Raw genomic sequence first — 18,530 nt, 5'->3', positions numbered from 1 at the left:
TGTCTGACATCTCAGGGCAGCGACGAGAATGAGACGGGAGGAATGGCATGATGCAGCAAGCCCTGGCGGCATCTTCGATCTTGCCCGAAGATGCCGGGCGCGCGCACCTTCTGGGCCGCGTCTGGTCGAAGGTGCAGGACGGCCCCTGCCCTGTCGTGATCCGCGAGGGGCATGTGTTTGATCTCTCTCCCGTCGCAGCAACCATGTCGGCGCTGCTGGAGCGCCCTGACCTGATCGATGCCGTGGCCCGGCGTCCCGGCGTCGATCTGGGATCGCTGGACGGATTTCTCGATCGCAGGCTCGGGCAACTGCTGGCGCCGGTGGACTTGCAGGCTGTCAAGGCGGCGGGCGTGACCTTCGCCGGCAGCATGGTCGAGCGGGTGATCGAGGAACAGGCGCGCGGCGACAGCGCCCGCGCCGCCGACATCCGCGCCCGGCTGCAGCCCGTGATCGGCGCGAGCCTGCGCGATGTGCGCGCCGGCTCCGACAAGGCAGCCGAAGTAAAGGTGCTGCTGCAGGAGATGGGCCTCTGGTCGCAATACCTGGAGGTCGGGATCGGTCCGGATGCCGAGATATTCACCAAGGCGCAGCCGATGTCCTCGGTCGGCTGCGGCGATCTGGTGGGCATTCACCCCGTATCCGACTGGAACAACCCCGAGCCCGAGGTTGTGCTGGTGATCCGCTCGGACGGCACTATCATCGGCGCGACGCTCGGCAATGACGTGAACCTGCGCGATGTCGAGGGGCGTTCTGCCTTGCTGCTGGGCAAGGCCAAGGACAACAACGCCTCCTGCGCGATCGGGCCGTTCATCCGGCTGCTGGATGATGGCTTTACCATGGCCGATCTGGAGACCGCCACCGTCACCCTGCGGGTCGAGGGGCGGGACGGTTTCGTGATGGAGGGAGAGAGCCGGATGGAGGCGATCAGCCGCTCGCCCGTCGATCTGGCCGGGCAACTCGTGAATCGCTCGCACCAATATCCCGACGGGGCGGTGCTGTTCCTCGGCACCATGTTCGCGCCCACGCAGGACCGGCGGGGGCCGGGACAAGGCTTCACGCATGAGATCGGCGACCGGGTCGAGATCGCCTCGCCGCGTCTCGGCCGGCTGATCAACTGGGTCGAGCGGACCGACCGCTGCCCGCAATGGACCTTTGGGACCACCGCGTTGATCCGCAACCTGGCCGTGCGTGGTCTTGCGGGTAGGCTCTGATGCCGCGGCTTTCGCGGCGGCTGCTTCCGGGTGCGGTCCCGGGACTGCCGGCGGCGATGGCAATGACGGCCTTCACCATCGCGGTCACGTGCTACAGGTTGAACGGCGGCCTGCCGCTGCCTGGCGAGCCGCCGTGCCCGGCCTTTGCGCGGCCGACATTCACTGGTGCTGTCGTCGTCTGCGCGCCGCCACCACGAACAGGGCGACGGCCGCCGCCCGGGACGGCTCGGCGCGACCGCGTTCGATCGCCGAGACATTCCATGCCATTAACCGGGGACTGGCGCTTTTCCCAACCCGCCTCAGGCCTATGGCGGGCACCGGCGGCCCACCCGGCAGAAGAATGTCCTTTTGGACGCTCGGCTTTTGATTTACGCCCCTCAGAGCTTCCTTGGCCTACGCGATGCACTGCCAGGCCCCAGCCTGCGGCCCCTGGCGCTGCGGGCGGTGATCCCGGTGCGGCGGATGCGCGGCACTGGCCGAGCTGCGGGACTGGAAGCCGGAAATGGCGACGCTGGTCTCGGGCCTTCCCCTCGCCGCCGAATTGGGGCGGGTGCTGCACCAGCAATTGGACGTGGTCGCCATCAACGTCCCGCCGCCATGACGAGGCGCGCGGATCGCGCGCAGGTACGGCCGAGGTGCCCCGTCGTCGGGCACGAGTGGAGAGCCCATTGCCGCGGACGCTCCTGCACGACGGCTTCGGCATCTAAAGCCTTGGCCCCCGAATCTCGGCCGCTGTTTCGCTGTTGCAGGGTCGCGCGCTGAAACCGATGACGGCCGCATCAGCATCAAGGTGACGCTGCGCCACATGCCCTGAACCAGGGCCGGAATCGGTTGCAGGCAGTTCTTTTATGACGTACGCTCTTCATATTCTGTCACGGACACGCCAGAATCCGGCGGAGGAGCCGGCACAGGGAGGACAAGATGAAATACCCGACCGCGGCTCTGGCCGCTGCCGTCGCCGTGATAAGCGGCAACGCTGCCCTTGCGCAGACCCAGATCAATGTACTGCGGGTGGTCGTGAACCCCGAGCAGGAGGCATATCTGGAACAGATTGCCCGCGACTTCGAAGCCCAGAATGAAGGCGTCAGCGTCAACTTCGAATATGTGGCGAACGAGGCCTACAAGGCCCGCCTGCCGACGCTGCTGCAGTCGAACGCCGCGCCCGACATCTTTTACAGCTGGGGCGGCCAGACAGTCGTCGAACAGGTCGAGGCCGGATTCCTTCAACCTATAGACGATCTGCTGCCGGAAGGTTTCCGCGTGACCATCCCCGAGGCCGGGCTCCAGGCCTATGAGGTAGAGGGCCAGCTCTATGGCCTGCCGCAATACGCGACCGAGGTGATCTTCTGGACCAACACCGCACTGACGGAACAGGCCGGCATCGATCTGGACAGCATCGAGACGTGGGACGACTTTCTTGAAGCCGTGCAAACCGTCAGGGATGCCGGCATCACCCCGATCGTCGCCGGGGGCCAGGACAAGTGGCCGCTGCATTTCTACTGGAGCTATCTGGCGCTGCGCCACGGCGGCCCCGATGTCGTCACGAACGCGATGGCCGGCGAAAACGGCGGCTTCGAGAACGAGGCCTTCATCGAGGCGGGCCGGCAGTTTCAGCGCCTCGTCGAGCTGGAACCGTTCCAGCCCGGCTATATCAGCACCACCTATGAAACCGCGAGCGGCATGTTCGCCGATGGCGCCGGCGCCTTCCACCTCATGGGGGACTGGGACTACCTGCCCATGCGCGAACGTTCGACCAGCGGCGAAGGCCTGCCGGACGACCAGCTGGCAATCATCAGCTTCCCGACCGTCACCGATCCGGTGGCCGAAGGCGGCAACGATGCAACGCTCGGCGGGATCAATGGCTGGGCTGTGACGGCGAACGCGGCGCCCGAGGCGGTCGAATTCCTGGCCTTCATGATGAACGCCGAGAACCAGCGTGAGGCCGGCCGCCAGCAACTGTTCATCCCGATCGCGGTCGGAACCTCGGACGAGATGGAGAACCCGTTCTACGTGCAGGTCGCCCAGAACATCGAGGCGAGCAGCTACCACCAGATCTTCCTCGATCAGTTCCTGGGAGCCTCGGTGGGCGCGACGATCAACGACATATCGGCCGATCTCGCCCAAGGCGCAATCACGCCCGAGGATGCCGCAGCCCAGGTGCAGGAAGCCTGGGACTTCCGCTGAGCCCCTCACTCGGCGGGAACGGCGGGGGCATGAATCGTCCCCGCCGTCGCCACACGCTACTTGATCGTCAGGAGCCGGAATGACCGCCGGAACGAACCTCGCCGACACCAGAAGGCGGATGCCCGTTTCTGCGCGCTGGCGTCGCGCCGTCTCGAACGGCCGCGTCACTGCGGCGCTGATCCTGCTGCCGCCTGCGCTGATCCTCTTCACGATGTTCGTGACGCTGCCTTTGGGCGAATCCGCCTGGTATTCGCTGTTCAACTGGAACGGTTACGGCACGCCCTCAAACTTTGTCGGTATCGCGAACTACGAACGCATCCTGAACCATTCCGTGTTCCACATCGCGGTCGGCAACACCCTGAAGATAGTCGCGGTCTCGCTGGTGGTGCAGATGCCGCTGGCGCTGTTTCTCGCGCTGCTTATCTACAGGAAGACCCCGACCAACGCCGCCTTCCGGCTGGTCTTCTTCCTGCCCTACATCCTCGCGGAGGTCGCCGCCGGCCTCATCTGGTCCTTCGTCTTCGACGGCAATTACGGCGTTACGGCATCCATCGCGCGGAGCTTCGGGCTGCAGAACGTCTTCATCCTGTCGAATCCTGACTGGGCCTTTGCGGCGATCATGACGGTCATCGTCTGGAAGTATTTCGGCTTTCACATGATGATCTACATTGCGGCCCTTCAAAGCGTGCCGCAGGACCAGATCGAAGCCGCGCGGATCGAGGGCGCCTCGCGCTGGCAGGTCGTTCGCTACGTCCAAATCCCCCATATCAGGCCCGCGATCGCCGTCAGCGCCTTCTTCGCCATCATCGGCGCGCTGCAGGTCTTCGACGTCATCATCCCGCTGACGAATGGCGGCCCGTCGAACCAGACGCATACCATAGTGACCTATCTCTACACCTTTGGCCTGACGCGGTTGAACATCGGCTTCGGCAGCGCCGTCGGCGTGATCCTGTTCGTCGGCGCGGTCACGGTCGCGATCTTCTACCAGCGGATTTTCATGAAAAGGGCCACTGCATGACACGGGGCCACCTGACCCGCAACATTCTGCGCGTGGCGTTCCTGTGCATCGTCGCCAGTTTCGTGCTGGCCCCGATGATCGCCACCATCCTCGGCGGCTTCAAGACGAATGCCGAGATACGCACCAATGCGCTTGGCCTGCCGGCGACGTGGAACACCGAGTTCTATGGCCAGATCATCACCGACCCGGCCTTCTGGCGCTACCTGCGCAACTCGCTGGTCATCTCGGTCGGGTCGGTCGCGCTGACGCTGATCGTGGGGGCAGCGGCGGCCTACGTCTTTGCGCAGATCCGGTTCTTCGGCTCGCGGATGCTGTTCTCCTACATCCTGCTGGGCCTGATGTTCCCCTTCGCCACCGCCATCCTGCCACTGTTCATCAAGGTGCGCGATATCGGCCTTCTGGACACATGGTGGGCGGTGATCCTGCCGCAGACCGCATTCAGCCTGTCGCTGGCGATCCTGCTGTTCCGCACCTTCTTCGCCCAGCTTCCCAAAGAGCTGTTCGAGGCCGCCTATATCGACGGCTGCGGATATGTGCGCTTCTTCTGGCGCTTCACCCTGCCGCTGTCCGCGCCGATCCTGGCGACTGTGGGCGTCTTCGTCTTCGTGCAAAGCTGGAACAACTTTCTGCTGCCGCTGGTGGTCCTCAACTCGCGCGAGGTCTTCACATGGCCGCTCGGGATGATGCAGTTCCGCGGCGAATACGTCACCCAGTGGAACCTGACGCTGGCCTTCGTCACGCTGACCATCGTGCCTGCCATCGTCTTCTTTCTCGCCGCCCAGAAATACATCGTCGCCGGCCTGACGGGCGGCGCCGTCAAAGGATGACGCAAATGACCACGATCCAGAACCCGATCCTGCCGGGCTTCAACCCCGACCCCTCGATCGTCCGGGTGGGGGAGGATTACTACATCGCCACCTCGACCTTCGAATGGTATCCTGGCGTGCAGATCCACCATTCGCGCGACCTTGCGAACTGGCGGTTGGTAACGCGCCCGCTGGCCCGCGCGGCCCAGCTGGACATGCGCGGCAATCCGGACTCGGGTGGCATCTGGGCGCCGTGCCTGACCCATGCCGACGGCCTCTTCTGGCTGATCTACACGGACGTCAAGCGCCGGGATGGGGCGTGGAAAGACAGCCACAACTACCTGGTGACAGCGCCCAGCATCGACGGCCCCTGGTCGGACCCGGTCTACCTGAACTCGTCGGGCTTCGATCCCTCGCTCTTCCACGACGTGGATGGCCGCAAGTGGCTCTTGAACATGATCTGGGACCACAACCAGACCGGCGGCGACCGCTTCGGCGGGATCGTCATGCAGGAATATTCGGTCGAAGACCGCAAGCTGACAGGCCCCGTCCGCAACATCTATCGCGGCACCGACCTGAAGCTGACCGAAGGGCCGCACCTTTACCGCCGCGACGGCTTCTACTACCTGCTTACGGCGGAGGGCGGCACCGGCTATGACCACGCCGTGACGATGGCGCGCTCCAAGGACCTGTTCGGCCCCTATGAAACGGACCCGGCCAAGCACGTCCTGACGGCGCGCGGCACCGACGGCCTGCTGCAACGCTGCGGACATGCCGATATCGTGGAAACGCAGGACGGGCAGTTCTACATGGTCCACCTCTGCTCGCGGCCTTTGGACGAGACGCGCGCCCTTCCCGTGGGTGATGGCGGCATCCATGCCGACGATGTCCGCCGCTCGCCCCTCGGGCGCGAGACGGCGATCCAGAAGCTGGTCTGGGAGGCAGGCGAGTTTCCCCGTCTGGCGCATGGTGGCAACGCGCCCGCCGACACCGCGCCCTGTGACCTGCCCGCCCATCCCTTCCCCGAGGACGCGCCCCGCACCACCTTTGCGCCCGGCGCCCTGCCCCCGGCCTTCCAATGGCTACGGACGCCCGATGTGGATCGCCTGTTCAGCCTGACCGAACGCCCCGGCGCCCTGCGCATCCACGGCCGCGAATCCCCCGGCTCCGCCTTCGAACATGCGCTGCTCGCTCGCCGCCAGACCGCCCTGACCTTCCGCGCGGAAACGACGCTGGAGATGGAGCCAGGCGATTACCAGCACTTCGCCGGCCTCATCGCCTGGTATGGCCGCTTCAAGTTTCACTACCTCGCCGTAACCGCGAACGAGGACGGCCAGCGCGTCCTGACCGTCTACAGCTGCGCCGCCGACTGGCCGGATGCGCGCGTGACCTATCCGATCACGCCGATCCCGCTGCCGGATGGTCCTGTGCAGCTTGGCTGCGACGTGGAGGGCGCGATCCTGCGTTTCCGCTACAAGACGAATGGTGACTGGACAGATCTCGGGATCACACTGGATCAGTCCGCGATCTCGGACGAGGCAGGCAACGGACCGGGTAACAATTTCACCGGCGCCTTCATCGGCATCTGCGCGCATGACACCTCCGGTCGCGGGCGGCATGCCGATTTTCTGGACTTCACCTATCAGCCATTGAACGGCAGCCCGCAGGTCAGCCATGTCTGAGGTCCGGCTGGAGCGTATTACCAAATCGTTCGGCGCGCTGACGGTCCTGCCCGATCTGGACCTGATCGTGCCAGACGGATCCTTCACCGTGCTGGTTGGCCCCTCGGGCTGCGGCAAATCCACACTGCTGCGCATCATCTCGGGGCTGGAAGTACCGACTTCGGGCGCCGTGGTGATCGGCGGGCAGGACGTGACGCTGGACGAGCCCTCCAAGCGCGGCATCTCGATGGTTTTCCAGTCCTATGCCCTCTACCCGCACATGACGGTCGCACAGAACATCGACTTTGGCCTGCGCCTCGCAAAGATGCCTGCGGCGGAACGTCAGGCGCGGGTGGCCGAGGCCGCGCGCATCCTCGCACTTGAGCCTTACCTCGACCGCAAGCCTGCGCAACTATCCGGCGGCCAGCGCCAGCGGGTCGCCATCGGCCGGTCCATCGTGCGCCAGCCCAAGGTGTTCCTGTTCGACGAACCGCTGTCGAACCTCGACGCGGCGCTGCGCACCCAGATGCGGGTCGAGCTGGCGCAGCTGCACCAGTCGCTGGACGCGACGATGATCTATGTGACCCATGACCAGGTCGAGGCGATGACGCTGGCCGACCAGATCGTCGTGATGAATGCTGGACGGATCGAGCAGGTGGGCGCTCCCATGGAGCTGTATGACCACCCGCAAACAGTCTTTGTCGCGGGCTTCATCGGCTCGCCCAAGATGAACCTCGTTCCCGGCGCCGCCGTCGGCCATCCCGAGGCCGAGACCGCGGGCATCCGGCCGGAGCATCTGGTGATCGCAGCCGACGGGTGGCCCGCGCGCGCCCTGGTTGTCGAAACGCTCGGCGCCGACACGATCGTCTATGCGGATGTCGAGGGCGTCGGGGCGATGACCATCCGCCTGCCCGGCAACAACCGCCTCCGTGCCGGAGAGGTCATGCGCATCGCCCCCGTGCCGGGACACATGCACCTTTTCGACGCCAGCGGCCAGCGCATGGGCGACCCGGCATGAACGCGCTCGGGCTAGGCATCATCGGCTGCGGCGTCATCAGCGAGATCTACCTGAAGAACGCGCGCCTGTTTCCGCAGCTGAAGCTGCGCGCGGTCGCAGACCTCAACGAGGCCGCCGCCCGCGCCAAGGCAGACCTACATGGAACAGAGGCACTGACCCCCGAGGCGCTGCTGGCGCGGGACGATATCGACATCGTCCTGAACCTGACCGTGCCCGCCGCACATCTTGCCGTGGGCCTTGCCGCGCTGGAGGCGGGCAAGCACGTCTATTCCGAAAAGCCGCTGGCGGTCAGCCTCGACGACGGCAAGCGGCTGGCCGAGGCGGCCGCCAATCGCGGCCTTCGCATCGGCTGCGCGCCCGACACCTTCCTTGGCGCCTCGCACCAGACCTCGCGCGCGCTGCTCGACGCGGGGCGGATCGGGCAGCCGGTGGCGGGCACCGCGATGATGATGGTTGCGGGGCACGAGCGCTGGCACCCGAACCCCGACTTCTACTATGCCGGACCGGGCGCCGGGCCGCTTTTCGACATGGGGCCCTATTACATCACCGCGATGGTGAACCTGCTCGGTCCGGTGCGCGCGGTCAGCGGCATGGCCTCGCGGTTGCGCGCCAGCCGCACCATCGCCTCGGGGCCGCGCGCCGGCGAGAGCATTCCGGTCGATGCCCAGACCCATGTGGCGGGCGTGATGGAGTTCGGGAACGGCGCCCTGATCCAGATCGCCACCAGCTTCGACGTGCGCGCCCATGGCCATACACCGCTGGAACTTTACGGCACGGACGGCTCGATGAAGATCCCCGACCCCAACCGCTTTGACGGGCAGGTGATGCTGTCCGGTCCCGATGGCTGGCAGGCGGCGGCGTCGAGCCACGAGTTCGGCGGCGACAACCACCGCGCGCTTGGGCTGGCCGACATGGCCGACGCGATCCTGACCGGTCGTCCCCATCGCGCCAGCGGCGATCTGGCGCTGCATGTGCTGGACGTCATCGCCTCGCTCTTGCAGGCGGCCGAGAGCGCACGCACCGTCACCCTCACCTCGACCTGCGCACGGCCCGAGCCGATGCGCGCAGGCGCCCTGCCCCATCTGACCCCATCGGAGACCGCATGACCAGATCCGCACTGATCTTCTGGGGTGGCTGGGACGGCCACGAGCCCGAGGCCTGCACGCAACGCCTGGCCGCAATGCTGCGCGAGGACGGCTTTGACGTCGATACGCATTCGGGCAGCGAAATACTCACCGCCACCGACCTGACCCGGTTCGACCTGATCGTGCCGATGATGACCCAGGTGCAGGTCGCGCCCGAAGGGCTGAAGGCGCTGATCGCCGCCGTCGCCGCCGGCACCGGCCTCGGCGGCTTTCACGGCGGCATGGGCGACACCTTCCGGGCCGAGCCCCATTACCAGTACATGACCGGCGGACAGTGGGTCGCCCACCCCGGCAACTTCATCGACTACCGCGTGAACATCACGCGCGGCGACGACCCGATCATGCAGGGGATCGAGGACTTCGACTATCATTCCGAGCAGTATTATCTGCATGTCGATCCGGCGATCGAGGTGCTGGCGACGACCACCTTTGACGGCGCGCATGACCCCTGGACAAAGGGCGTGGTGATGCCCGTTGTCTGGAAGAAGCGCTACGGCGCCGCGCGCGTCTTCTATTCCGCGCTTGGTCACAACGCGGCCGAACTGGATCATCCGCAGATGCAGACCATCCTGCGGCGGGGCCTTGCCTGGGCAGCGCGCTGAAAGGTTTGTCAGCGCGACTGGCGCATGATCCGTCTGCCGTCGCGGCGCTGCGGACCCAGCCGGTAGATCCTTGCCCATGCCGCCGTGATGCCGCAGGACAGATCGCCCCACACAATCGCCACGGGGTCCGGGAAACGCGCCTGCGGCCGGCGCCGCAGCAACGGCCCGCTGCCCGGGCCTCAATCGGAAAGGTGCAGGCTCAGCCCGACACGCTCGGCCGAATGCAGCATATGGGCCCGCATCGCCGCCCGCGCGGCAGCCGCGTGCCCGGACAGGATCGCATCGTGAATTGCCCGATGTTCGCGGTGCACATGCGGTGCAATCTCCGCCGGGCTCTGCCTGACGCGGGAATCGATGATTGTGTGCAGGATGCGGTCCGAAATCGCACCGAGGAACTGGACGAAGTACGCGTTTCCCGTGGCCGCCGCGATGGTGCGGTGAAAGTGCAGATCCGCCTCGATCACCTCTTCGCCCGACGCACCGCCGGTCATCCGTGCCATCGCGTCGTCCAGCTGCGCCAGATGCTGCGGTCCGCGATGCAAGGCGGCCAGCGCCGCCGCCTCGATCTCCAGCGGCAGGCGCAGTTGGAAAAGGTCGCGGAAGGCATGCGGCGCCATGGCCCGCGCGTCGTCGAGCCGGATGTGGCGCGCAGCGCGCTGGATGACGAAGGCCCCTGCGCCCTGCCGGGTCTCGATCAATCCCTCGTTGCGAAGCTGCGCGATGGCTTCGCGTATGACCGTCCGGCTGACGGCGAAGCTACGGGTCAGCGCCTGCTCGGTCGGCAGACGATCGCCCGGCTTCAGCACGCCGCTCTCGATTTGCGCGGTGAGCGTGGCGGCAATCCGCGCGGGCAGATGCTGGGGTCGTGTGACAGGAGTGAATGCGCTCATGCGGCCATCATTCACCGGGCGGACTTGATGTTCAAGATTTATCAGACAATCCTACAAAGACCCGCCAGCCGAGGATCGCCATGACCGATGAAATCCCCCACCGCCTGCGCTCGCAGGACTGGTTCGACAATCCCGATCATGCGGACATGACCGCGCTCTATCTTGAACGGTTCATGAACTACGGCACCACCCCCGAGGAGCTGCGCTCGGGCCGGCCGATCATCGGCATCGCGCAATCCGGCAGCGACCTGAACCCCTGCAATCGCCACCACCTGGACCTGGCGCGCCGTGTCCGGGACGGCATCCGCGACGCCGGCGGGATCGCCATCGAATTTCCCAGCCATCCCCTGTTCGAGAACTGCAAGCGGCCCACGGCGGCGCTGGACCGCAACCTTGCCTATCTGGGGTTGGTCGAACTGCTCTATGGCTATCCTTTCGACGGGGTCGTGCTGACCACAGGTTGCGACAAGACCACACCGTCGGCGATCATGGCGGCGGCGACGGTGGACATCCCCGCCATCGTCCTCTCGGGCGGACCCATGCTGGACGGCTGGCACGAGGGCAAGCTGGCGGGGTCAGGCACCGTCATCTGGCAGTCGCGCCGGAAATACGCAGCCGGAGAGATCACGCGGGACGAGTTCCTGCAGACCGCCCTCGATAGCGCGCCCTCGATCGGGCATTGCAACACGATGGGCACAGCTTCGACCATGAACGCGATCGCCGAGGCGCTTGGCATGTCCCTGACCGGCTGCGCGGCCATCCCGGCCGCCTATCGCGAACGGGGGCAGATCGCCTATCGCACGGGCCTGCGTGCCGTCGAGATCGTGCGCGAGGACCTGCGCCCCTCGAAGATCCTGACGCGGGCAGCCTTCCTCAACGCGATCCGGGTGAACTCGGCCATCGGCGGGTCCACCAACGCGCAGCCGCACCTGATGGCGATGGCCAAGCATGCGGGCGTGGCGCTGGAACCGTCGGACTGGCAGACGCATGGCTATGACATCCCGCTGCTGGCCAATATCCAGCCGGCCGGCGCCTATCTGGGCGAGCGCTTCCATCGCGCCGGCGGCGTGCCCGCAATCATGTGGGAACTGCTGAAGGCGGGGAAGCTCGACGGCGGCTGCGCTACCATCACCGGCCGCACGATGGCCGAGAACCTTCAGGGCAGAGAGGCGACCGACCGCGAGGTAATCCATCCCTTCGAGGCGCCGCTGATGGACCGGGCGGGATTCATGGTGCTCAAGGGCAACCTCTTTGACTTTGCCATCATGAAGACCAGCGTCATCTCCGATGAGTTTCGCACCCGCTACCTGGCCCGTCCGGGGCATGAAGGTGTCTTTGAGGGCACAGCCTTCGTCTTTGACGGATCAGACGATTATCATGACCGGATCAACGACCCGGACCTGCCCATCGACGAGAACTCGATCCTGGTGATCCGCGGCGCGGGGCCACTCGGCTGGCCCGGATCGGCCGAGGTGGTCAACATGCAGCCGCCCGACCGCCTTCTGAAGCAGGGTATCCGCAGCCTGCCCACCATAGGCGACGGGCGGCAATCGGGCACGGCCGACAGCCCTTCGATCCTGAATGCCTCGCCCGAGAGTGCGGCGGGTGGAGGGCTCGCCTTCCTGCGGACAGGCGACCGCATCCGCATCGACCTGAAGCACGGCCGCTGCGACATGCTGGTGTCCGAAGCTGAAATCGCCCAGCGGATGGGCGGCGGTCTGCCGCCCGTCCCGCCCTCGGCGACGCCTTGGCAGCGCATCTATCGCGAGACGGTGACCCAGCTCGACGATGGCGCCACCATCCGGGGCGCGGACGAATTCCGCCAGATCGCAAACAAGCCGCCGCGCCACAACCATTGACCAGGGCCCGCAATGGGCGCGTCGACCCGGCTGCGCATATGCGCGCCTTCGGTCGCCGCGCTGTCGGGCCAGCCCGCGCACCCATGTGCCGGTCCCATGGCGCGACCCCACAGCCGCGATAACCGCGAAGTCATGACCCAGGGCCGGGTTCCGGTCCAGCTCGGGAGACGCGCGCGGAAGCCGGTCTCTCTGCGCTCTCGTCCTGCCTTGAACCTGAACTGATGACTTTTTGCGCGTTGCGCCCAAAGTGCACACTGCTCATCCCCGGTCAAAAAACAACGAGGCTCCGCATGTCGATCTGGTTGACAGGTGGCATACCAGCAAAATACCCTTTCGGAAGTAACTGTCGAAAGCGGGGCTTTCCGTCTGGCGGCCTCTCCGAAGTCGCGCTGCGCTTTCCGATATATTGGAGAACCCTATGCCTTCACAGATAGCCGTCAGGTCCGACCTCTTGACTGGAGATGAGGTATGAAATCATCTCCGGTCGCGCAGGATCTCGTGCTAGACCGTGTTAATAAATCCTTTGGCAGGTTCCAGGCGATCAGCGATGTGTCGCTGAACATCCGGCAAGGCGAGTTCCTGACCCTCCTCGGCCCTTCGGGCTCGGGAAAGACAACTCTGCTGATGATGATCGCGGGCTTTCTCACCACCGACTCCGGGGTGATCCGGCTAAGAGATCGCGATATCACGTCACTGCCGCCCGAAAAGCGCAATTTCGGCATGGTTTTCCAGGGATACGCGCTGTTCCCGCATCTGTCCGTGTTCCAGAACGTCGCGTTTCCCCTGCAGATCCGGCGGCGCCCCAAGGCAGAGATTGCGGAACGCGTCAACGCCGCACTTGAATTGGTGCAACTTACCGACCGCGCGGACCGGCTTCCGCGGCAATTGTCCGGCGGGCAACAGCAACGGGTCGCCCTGGCGCGCGCGATGGTTTTCACGCCACATCTTCTTCTCCTGGACGAGCCTCTTTCGGCACTCGACAAGAAGTTGCGTTCCGAGATGCAGGAAGAGCTCAAGCGGCTCCATCGCAAGGTGGGGCTGACCTTCATCTACGTCACGCATGATCAGGACGAGGCGCTGTCGATGTCGGACCGCATCGTCGTGATGCGCGACGGCAAGGTGGTTCAGGCGGGTGCGCCCGCCGAGCTTTACCGGAAGCCTGCCTCGAGCTTCGTTGCGGGTTTCCTCGGCAAGAGCAATTTCCTGCATGGCACAGTCGCCGCACATGAACCCGGCGGCTTTGTGCTTGAAAATGCCGGGCAGAGGATCCGGCAGGTTTCGGATGCCCCGCTTGCATTGTCCAGTCCGGCGGTGATCGGCGTGCGCCCTGAAAGCATGACCGTGCTGGAACCAGGCGAAACAGCGGACAACAGCCTTGCGGGGACTGTCCGGGAATGCGCCTATTACGGCTCAGCCTTCCATCTATCGGTGGAGGCTGCGCCCTTCGGAACACTTGAAGTCGAAATCCCGGCCTCGCGATTCAATTCCGGAGCCGAACCCGGCAGCAGCGTCACGCTCGGCTGGCCGCGATCGGCCGGGATGCCGCTGCCACAAGTGTAAATGCGACCCAGATACAGAACAACAATCAAGAACCAAACAACCAGACAACCAACCGACAGGGGACCACCATGACTTTGCAAAGCTTTGAAGAAGACTGCATTCAGATCATGCGCGAACAGGCCCGCGGCGGGCTCACCCGACGTAACCTGATCCGCTCGGCACTCGCGGCAGGTGTGCCACTTGCGCTATTGCCCGCCGGCGCCCGAATGGCGATGGCCCAGGCCACCGGTCCAGAGGTGGTTCTCGTCAACTTCGGGGGGGACGCTGTCGAAGTCTTTACCCGTGCGTTCGTCGAGCCTTATCGGGAAATCGGCGGCAACATCGTCATCGACGGCAGCGGCCCCAGCGCCGGCAAGATCCTCAACATGGTGCAGTCAAACAACGTCACCTGGGACATTGCCGACTCCGGCATCGCCGGGCTGGCGCAACTCGTGCCGCAGAACGCGCTCGAACCGATCGACTACGATATCGTCGACCGCAACAAGCTTGATCAGGAATTTGCTTACGAGTACGGGGTCGTGAACTACCTGTTCAGCTCTGTCATGGCGTGGGACTCGTCCAAGATCGAAGGCACCCCGACCATGGCGGACTTCTTTGACCTGGAAACATATCCGGGCCGCCGCATGATGCGCCGCGACTCGCAGGCGATGCTTGAAATGACGCTTCTGGCCGACGGCGTCGCCATCGAGGATCTGTACCCGCTTGATGTCGACCGCGCCTTCGCCAAGATCGAGCCGATCAAGAGCGAGTTGCTGTTCTGGAACTCGGGCGCCGAGAGCCAGAGCCTGCTGCGCGACGGCGAGGCGGTGATGGGTATGCTCTGGAACACCCGTGCCAATATTCTTGGGGAAGAGACCAACGGGCGGATCAAGTACAGCTTTGTCGACGGGCTTCTCCAGCCGGGCCTCTGGGTGGTGCCGAGAAACAACCCCGCCGGGCGCCAGGCCGCGATGGAGGCTATCGCCTTCATGCAGAACCCCGAGAGCCAGATCGTGATCCTTGAGGCAATGGGCAACGGCCCCGCCAATCCCGCCGCGGCCGAGCTGATCGATCCGGCGGTGCGGCCCTCCAACCCGTCTGATCCGGAAAATGTCGCGGTTCAGGCCAAGATCTCGGCCGACTGGTACAACGAGCATCACGCCGATACGTATGAACGCTTCCTTGATCTGATCTCGTCGTAGTCCGCTGAAGCTCTGCCCGCCGCAAGCCTGCGGCGGGCAGCCCCTCCCTGAAGCCTCTGGGGGCGTCATGTCATCCGTATCGCACCGCCCGGCGTCTTGGCCGCGGTCGTTCCTGAACGCACCGACCACGCGTTACTGGCTGCTGATCGCGCCGGCGATGGTGGCGATGGTGGTCTTCTATCTCTATCCCATAGGCCGGGTTCTGGTGATGAGCGTCACCGTTCCTCAGACCGGCCTGGACAATTACGCGCTGCTCGGCAGCAGCAGCGCCATTCATCGCATGATCTGGACGACGGCGCGCATCGGGGTGATCACCACTGCCATCACGCTGATCCTGGGCTATGCGATCAGCTATGCGCTTGTGCACTCCCGACCGGCGACGCAACGGATCATGTTCCTCTGCGTGCTCATTCCCTTGTGGATATCGGCGCTGGTACGGGCTTTCGCCTGGTTCATTCTGCTGCGCCGCGACGGGCTGATCAACGCGGGGTTGCTGGAGATCGGCCTGATCAGCACGCCGCTGAACCTGATCTGGAATGAACTCGGCGTCATCATCGGCATGGTCCATTACATGCTGCCCCTCGGGGTACTGCCGATCTATGCGAACATGCGCAATATCGACGCGCGCGTCATGGCGGCGGCGAGGGGGCTCGGCGCCTCGCGAATGACGACCTTCCGCCGCATCTATCTGCCGCTCTCGATGCCCGGCGTTCTTGGCGCTGGCATCCTTGTCTTCATCTATTCGCTCGGGTTCTACGTCACCCCCGCGCTCCTCGGCGGCGGCAAGACGCTGATGATCGCCGAATATATCCGCGCCCAGATCCTTGATCTGGTACGCTGGGGAACCGCCGCGATGCTCGCGACCTCCCTTCTGATCGTGATCGGCCTGCTGATGGCCGTGATGAGCCGGATCGTCGACCTGCGCAAGCTGTTCGGGGGACACTGACATGAGCCAGTTCGAAACCAGCCGGATCTCCGCTGGCACACGTTCGGTGGCCTGGACGACGATCTGCTTCCTGGTTCTCCCCATCACCATCGTGTTCTGGGTTTCGGTGACCGATCGGCACTATCTTTCTTTGCCCGACGAACGGATCTCCTTTCAGTATTACCGAAACCTGTTCACCAGCCAGGCCTGGCTGTCGAGCATCTGGCAGAGCTTCGTCATTGCCGCGATCTCCACCATTCTCGCGGTGGTGATGGGCACGTTATGCGCCATCGGCTGCTGGCGGATCTCGAACCGGGCGACCGAAGTCGTGCGGATGATCATGCTGGTGCCCATCATCATTCCGAGCATCGTCTATGCCCTTGGCATCTACCAGTTCTGGGTCGATCTGCGCCTGCTCGACACCTATACGGGCCTCATCATTGCCCATACTGTAACCGGTATCCCCTATGTCGTGGTAACGGTCTCGACCTCGCTTGCCGGTTTCGACGTGCGGCTTGAACAGGCCGCGCTCGGCCTTGGCGCCTCTCTCGGGCAGACGCTGCGCCGCGTGGTCATGCCCAACATCATGCCAGGCATCGTCTCGGGCGCGATCTTTGCCTTCATCCACAGCTGGGATGAACTCGTGATAACCCTGTTCATCGCCGGGCGCCGCGTCTTCACCCTGCCGCGCCGGATGTGGGACGGCATCAACGAGGCGCTGGACCCGACCATGGCGGCGGTGGCCGCGATCCTTGTGATCGTGACGGTAGCGCTCCTGATGTTCGCGATGATGCGCAATCGGAACAACACCTGATATCCTGGAGAAAAAGATGTCGAAGCCCCCCGTTTTCCCTGCCCAGAAGCAGTCCGCCGTAGATTGGATCGACGACAACACCTCCGCCCTGTCTGCCGACCACAAGACGATTTTCGATTTTCATGAGCCTGCATGGCGGGAGTACAAATCCGCCGCCTGGTACGTGAAACGACTGCGGGAAGAAGGTTTTACGGTTGAAGAGGCATCAGGCGGGATGCCCACGGCGTTTTGCGCCGAATGGTCCAACGGCGATGGCCCGGTGATCGGGGGCTATGCGGAATATGACGCGGTGCCCGGCTTTTCGCAGGATACCGTCCCCCATCGCCAGCCGCGCCCCGGGACCAACCGCTATGCCGCCGGCCACACCGATCCGCATTCCGCGTTGGGCATCGGCGCCTTCGCCGGTTTTCTGGCGGCAAAGCATGCCATGGAAAAGCATGGTATCCCCGGAAAGCTGAAGTTCTTCGGAGAACCCGCCGAAAAGATGTGCGGTTCCAAGCCCATTCATGCCACACGCGGCTATTACGACGATCTCGACGCTGCGATCAGCTTTCATCCGCACTCCTTCCCCCACATGGGCAACGGCTGTTTCTGGGATACTGCCTCGGCCCCGCTCTGGAGCAGGATCTATACGTTCCGATGCGACGAGCCGGAAACCTGGCAGCAGAACGCGACAGAGCGCACCGTGGCGCACAAGCACGCAAGCGCACGTGCACCGGGGGCGATCGACGCGGTCTGCCTGATGTATACGTCGGGCAAATACATGAAGGAGAGCATGCTGCCGCATCAAGGCAGCTGGAGCCTCAACGAATTCATCGTGCAAGCCGGTCAGGCGACGGCCGACAATGTCGCGCCCGGGCTGGCGCAGATCCAGTACACCCTGCGCGCACCGAACGTGGAAATGTGCGAGAAGGTCTTCGAGGTGCTCGACCGCAACGCCGAACATGTCGCGGCCATGGCACATTGCACGGTGGAGATCGCCTGGGTCACTCGGGCCCGTCCGGGCCTGCCGAACCACGCGATGGCCGAGGTCACCTGGCGCAACTTCGAAAAGATCGGCGCCCCTGTCTGGAGCGAGGAAGCCTGCGACTACGCCTGGCAGATACTTGAGAACATCGGCGTCAGACGCGGGGATGTTGACCATCCTTTCGCGCCGGAAATCCGCAGGCTCGCGACCCTTGAGGAAGGTGAGGCCGGTTTCAGGAACATGCTGCCGCCGTGGCAGAAGAATTTCGCCGCCGATGACTATGTAGAATATACGTGGCACGCGCCGACCGTGCGCCTGTATGTCGGGCGTCCCACGTTACAGATGCCCTCCGGCAAACGTTGCCCGGAATGGGCGCGCCTTGCCATGGGTGGGATGGCGGCCTGCATCGACCCCATGTGGATTACCGCCAGCAAGGTTGTATCGACCACGATCATCGATCTGCTGACAGATGGCGAAAGCCTCGCGAAGGCCCGTGCCGAATTCGAAGACCGCACCGGCGGCGGGATCGGCGGGAGCAAGTGGCTGCCGCCGCTGCTGCCTTCCGATTTCGCGCCGCCGGTCGACTACCGCTGGCCCGAATACGTGACAACCGCCCGCGGCGAGGAATGGACCATTCCCACCGCCTTCCGCTGACCATCTTCCACATCCGCCACACTGGACCTCCGAGA

Annotated in this window: 15 protein-coding genes; 14 read left to right on the top strand and 1 reads right to left on the bottom strand. The window is 64.6% G+C overall.

Annotation, left to right across the window (positions count from 1 at the left end; all coding sequences use genetic code 11):
- Positions 1 to 47: 47 nt before the first annotated feature.
- The 8 genes from ACFSGJ_RS00440 (at position 48) to ACFSGJ_RS00405 (ending at position 9,645) form a co-directional block, all read left to right on the top strand.
- Positions 48 to 1,211 (top strand): fumarylacetoacetate hydrolase family protein, encoded by a 1,164-nt coding sequence (locus ACFSGJ_RS00440; RefSeq protein WP_390258502.1) that lies wholly within the window; start codon positions 48 to 50, stop codon positions 1,209 to 1,211.
- Between the two features lie 921 nt (positions 1,212 to 2,132).
- The gene (locus ACFSGJ_RS00435; protein ID WP_390258500.1) at positions 2,133 to 3,395 is read left to right on the top strand and encodes an ABC transporter substrate-binding protein; all 1,263 of its coding nucleotides are present in this window, start codon (positions 2,133 to 2,135) and stop codon (positions 3,393 to 3,395) included.
- 79 nt (positions 3,396 to 3,474) lie between these two features.
- Positions 3,475 to 4,413 carry a carbohydrate ABC transporter permease gene (locus tag ACFSGJ_RS00430; RefSeq protein WP_390258498.1) on the top strand — a complete coding sequence of 313 codons (939 nt, stop codon included), beginning with the start codon at positions 3,475 to 3,477 and terminating at the stop codon, positions 4,411 to 4,413.
- Positions 4,410 to 5,240, top strand: coding sequence for a carbohydrate ABC transporter permease (locus ACFSGJ_RS00425; RefSeq protein ID WP_390258496.1), 831 nt, complete (start codon positions 4,410 to 4,412; stop codon positions 5,238 to 5,240). The genes ACFSGJ_RS00430 and ACFSGJ_RS00425 overlap by 4 nt, the downstream gene beginning before the upstream one ends.
- A gap of 5 nt (positions 5,241 to 5,245) precedes the next feature.
- A complete protein-coding gene (locus ACFSGJ_RS00420; protein WP_390258494.1) occupies positions 5,246 to 6,901 on the top strand; it encodes a glycoside hydrolase family 43 protein in 1,656 nt (551 codons plus the stop codon).
- Entirely contained in the window at positions 6,894 to 7,898 is a 1,005-nt protein-coding gene (locus tag ACFSGJ_RS00415; protein ID WP_390258492.1) for an ABC transporter ATP-binding protein, read from the top strand. The genes ACFSGJ_RS00420 and ACFSGJ_RS00415 overlap by 8 nt, the downstream gene beginning before the upstream one ends.
- Positions 7,895 to 9,004: a Gfo/Idh/MocA family protein gene (locus tag ACFSGJ_RS00410; protein WP_390258490.1), complete on the top strand. Its 1,110-nt coding sequence runs from the start codon at positions 7,895 to 7,897 to the stop codon at positions 9,002 to 9,004. Before ACFSGJ_RS00415 ends, ACFSGJ_RS00410 begins: the two co-directional genes overlap by 4 nt.
- Complete coding sequence (locus tag ACFSGJ_RS00405) at positions 9,001 to 9,645, top strand: ThuA domain-containing protein (RefSeq protein ID WP_390258488.1); 645 nt, start codon at positions 9,001 to 9,003, stop codon at positions 9,643 to 9,645. The genes ACFSGJ_RS00410 and ACFSGJ_RS00405 overlap by 4 nt, the downstream gene beginning before the upstream one ends.
- Before the next feature lie 179 nt (positions 9,646 to 9,824).
- On the opposite strand, the gene ACFSGJ_RS00400 is transcribed toward ACFSGJ_RS00405, so the two are convergent.
- On the bottom strand, positions 9,825 to 10,535 hold the full coding sequence (locus ACFSGJ_RS00400) for a FadR/GntR family transcriptional regulator (RefSeq protein ID WP_390258486.1): 711 nt from the start codon (positions 10,533 to 10,535) through the stop codon (positions 9,825 to 9,827).
- Positions 10,536 to 10,615: 80 nt separating this feature from the next.
- Between ACFSGJ_RS00400 and ACFSGJ_RS00395 the strand changes: the two genes are divergently transcribed.
- The 6 genes from ACFSGJ_RS00395 (at position 10,616) to ACFSGJ_RS00370 (ending at position 18,495) form a co-directional block, all read left to right on the top strand.
- The gene (locus ACFSGJ_RS00395) at positions 10,616 to 12,394 is read left to right on the top strand and encodes an IlvD/Edd family dehydratase (protein WP_390258484.1); all 1,779 of its coding nucleotides are present in this window, start codon (positions 10,616 to 10,618) and stop codon (positions 12,392 to 12,394) included.
- 468 nt (positions 12,395 to 12,862) lie between these two features.
- Positions 12,863 to 13,954: an ABC transporter ATP-binding protein gene (locus ACFSGJ_RS00390; protein ID WP_390258482.1), complete on the top strand. Its 1,092-nt coding sequence runs from the start codon at positions 12,863 to 12,865 to the stop codon at positions 13,952 to 13,954.
- A gap of 68 nt (positions 13,955 to 14,022) precedes the next feature.
- A complete protein-coding gene (locus ACFSGJ_RS00385; RefSeq protein WP_390258480.1) occupies positions 14,023 to 15,135 on the top strand; it encodes an ABC transporter substrate-binding protein in 1,113 nt (370 codons plus the stop codon).
- Between the two features lie 67 nt (positions 15,136 to 15,202).
- Positions 15,203 to 16,081, top strand: coding sequence for an ABC transporter permease (locus tag ACFSGJ_RS00380; protein WP_390258478.1), 879 nt, complete (start codon positions 15,203 to 15,205; stop codon positions 16,079 to 16,081).
- 1 nt (position 16,082) lies between these two features.
- A complete protein-coding gene (locus ACFSGJ_RS00375; RefSeq protein ID WP_390258476.1) occupies positions 16,083 to 16,874 on the top strand; it encodes an ABC transporter permease in 792 nt (263 codons plus the stop codon).
- Positions 16,875 to 16,890: 16 nt separating this feature from the next.
- The gene (locus ACFSGJ_RS00370; RefSeq protein WP_390258474.1) at positions 16,891 to 18,495 is read left to right on the top strand and encodes a zinc-binding metallopeptidase family protein; all 1,605 of its coding nucleotides are present in this window, start codon (positions 16,891 to 16,893) and stop codon (positions 18,493 to 18,495) included.
- Positions 18,496 to 18,530: the final 35 nt, after the last annotated feature.

This window comes from Halodurantibacterium flavum, assembly GCF_042681825.1.
In the GTDB taxonomy this organism is placed as follows: domain Bacteria; phylum Pseudomonadota; class Alphaproteobacteria; order Rhodobacterales; family Rhodobacteraceae; genus Halodurantibacterium; species Halodurantibacterium flavum.
This window is presented reverse-complemented; position numbering and strand designations above follow the sequence as displayed.

Coding starts and splice junctions, on each gene's coding strand:
- ACFSGJ_RS00440 (WP_390258502.1), top strand. CDS start 48: ATGATGCAGCAAGCCCTGGCGGCATCTTCGATCTTGCCCGAAGATGCC.
- ACFSGJ_RS00435 (WP_390258500.1), top strand. CDS start 2,133: ATGAAATACCCGACCGCGGCTCTGGCCGCTGCCGTCGCCGTGATAAGC.
- ACFSGJ_RS00430 (WP_390258498.1), top strand. CDS start 3,475: ATGACCGCCGGAACGAACCTCGCCGACACCAGAAGGCGGATGCCCGTT.
- ACFSGJ_RS00425 (WP_390258496.1), top strand. CDS start 4,410: ATGACACGGGGCCACCTGACCCGCAACATTCTGCGCGTGGCGTTCCTG.
- ACFSGJ_RS00420 (WP_390258494.1), top strand. CDS start 5,246: ATGACCACGATCCAGAACCCGATCCTGCCGGGCTTCAACCCCGACCCC.
- ACFSGJ_RS00415 (WP_390258492.1), top strand. CDS start 6,894: ATGTCTGAGGTCCGGCTGGAGCGTATTACCAAATCGTTCGGCGCGCTG.
- ACFSGJ_RS00410 (WP_390258490.1), top strand. CDS start 7,895: ATGAACGCGCTCGGGCTAGGCATCATCGGCTGCGGCGTCATCAGCGAG.
- ACFSGJ_RS00405 (WP_390258488.1), top strand. CDS start 9,001: ATGACCAGATCCGCACTGATCTTCTGGGGTGGCTGGGACGGCCACGAG.
- ACFSGJ_RS00400 (WP_390258486.1), bottom strand. CDS start 10,535: ATGAGCGCATTCACTCCTGTCACACGACCCCAGCATCTGCCCGCGCGG.
- ACFSGJ_RS00395 (WP_390258484.1), top strand. CDS start 10,616: ATGACCGATGAAATCCCCCACCGCCTGCGCTCGCAGGACTGGTTCGAC.
- ACFSGJ_RS00390 (WP_390258482.1), top strand. CDS start 12,863: ATGAAATCATCTCCGGTCGCGCAGGATCTCGTGCTAGACCGTGTTAAT.
- ACFSGJ_RS00385 (WP_390258480.1), top strand. CDS start 14,023: ATGACTTTGCAAAGCTTTGAAGAAGACTGCATTCAGATCATGCGCGAA.
- ACFSGJ_RS00380 (WP_390258478.1), top strand. CDS start 15,203: ATGTCATCCGTATCGCACCGCCCGGCGTCTTGGCCGCGGTCGTTCCTG.
- ACFSGJ_RS00375 (WP_390258476.1), top strand. CDS start 16,083: ATGAGCCAGTTCGAAACCAGCCGGATCTCCGCTGGCACACGTTCGGTG.
- ACFSGJ_RS00370 (WP_390258474.1), top strand. CDS start 16,891: ATGTCGAAGCCCCCCGTTTTCCCTGCCCAGAAGCAGTCCGCCGTAGAT.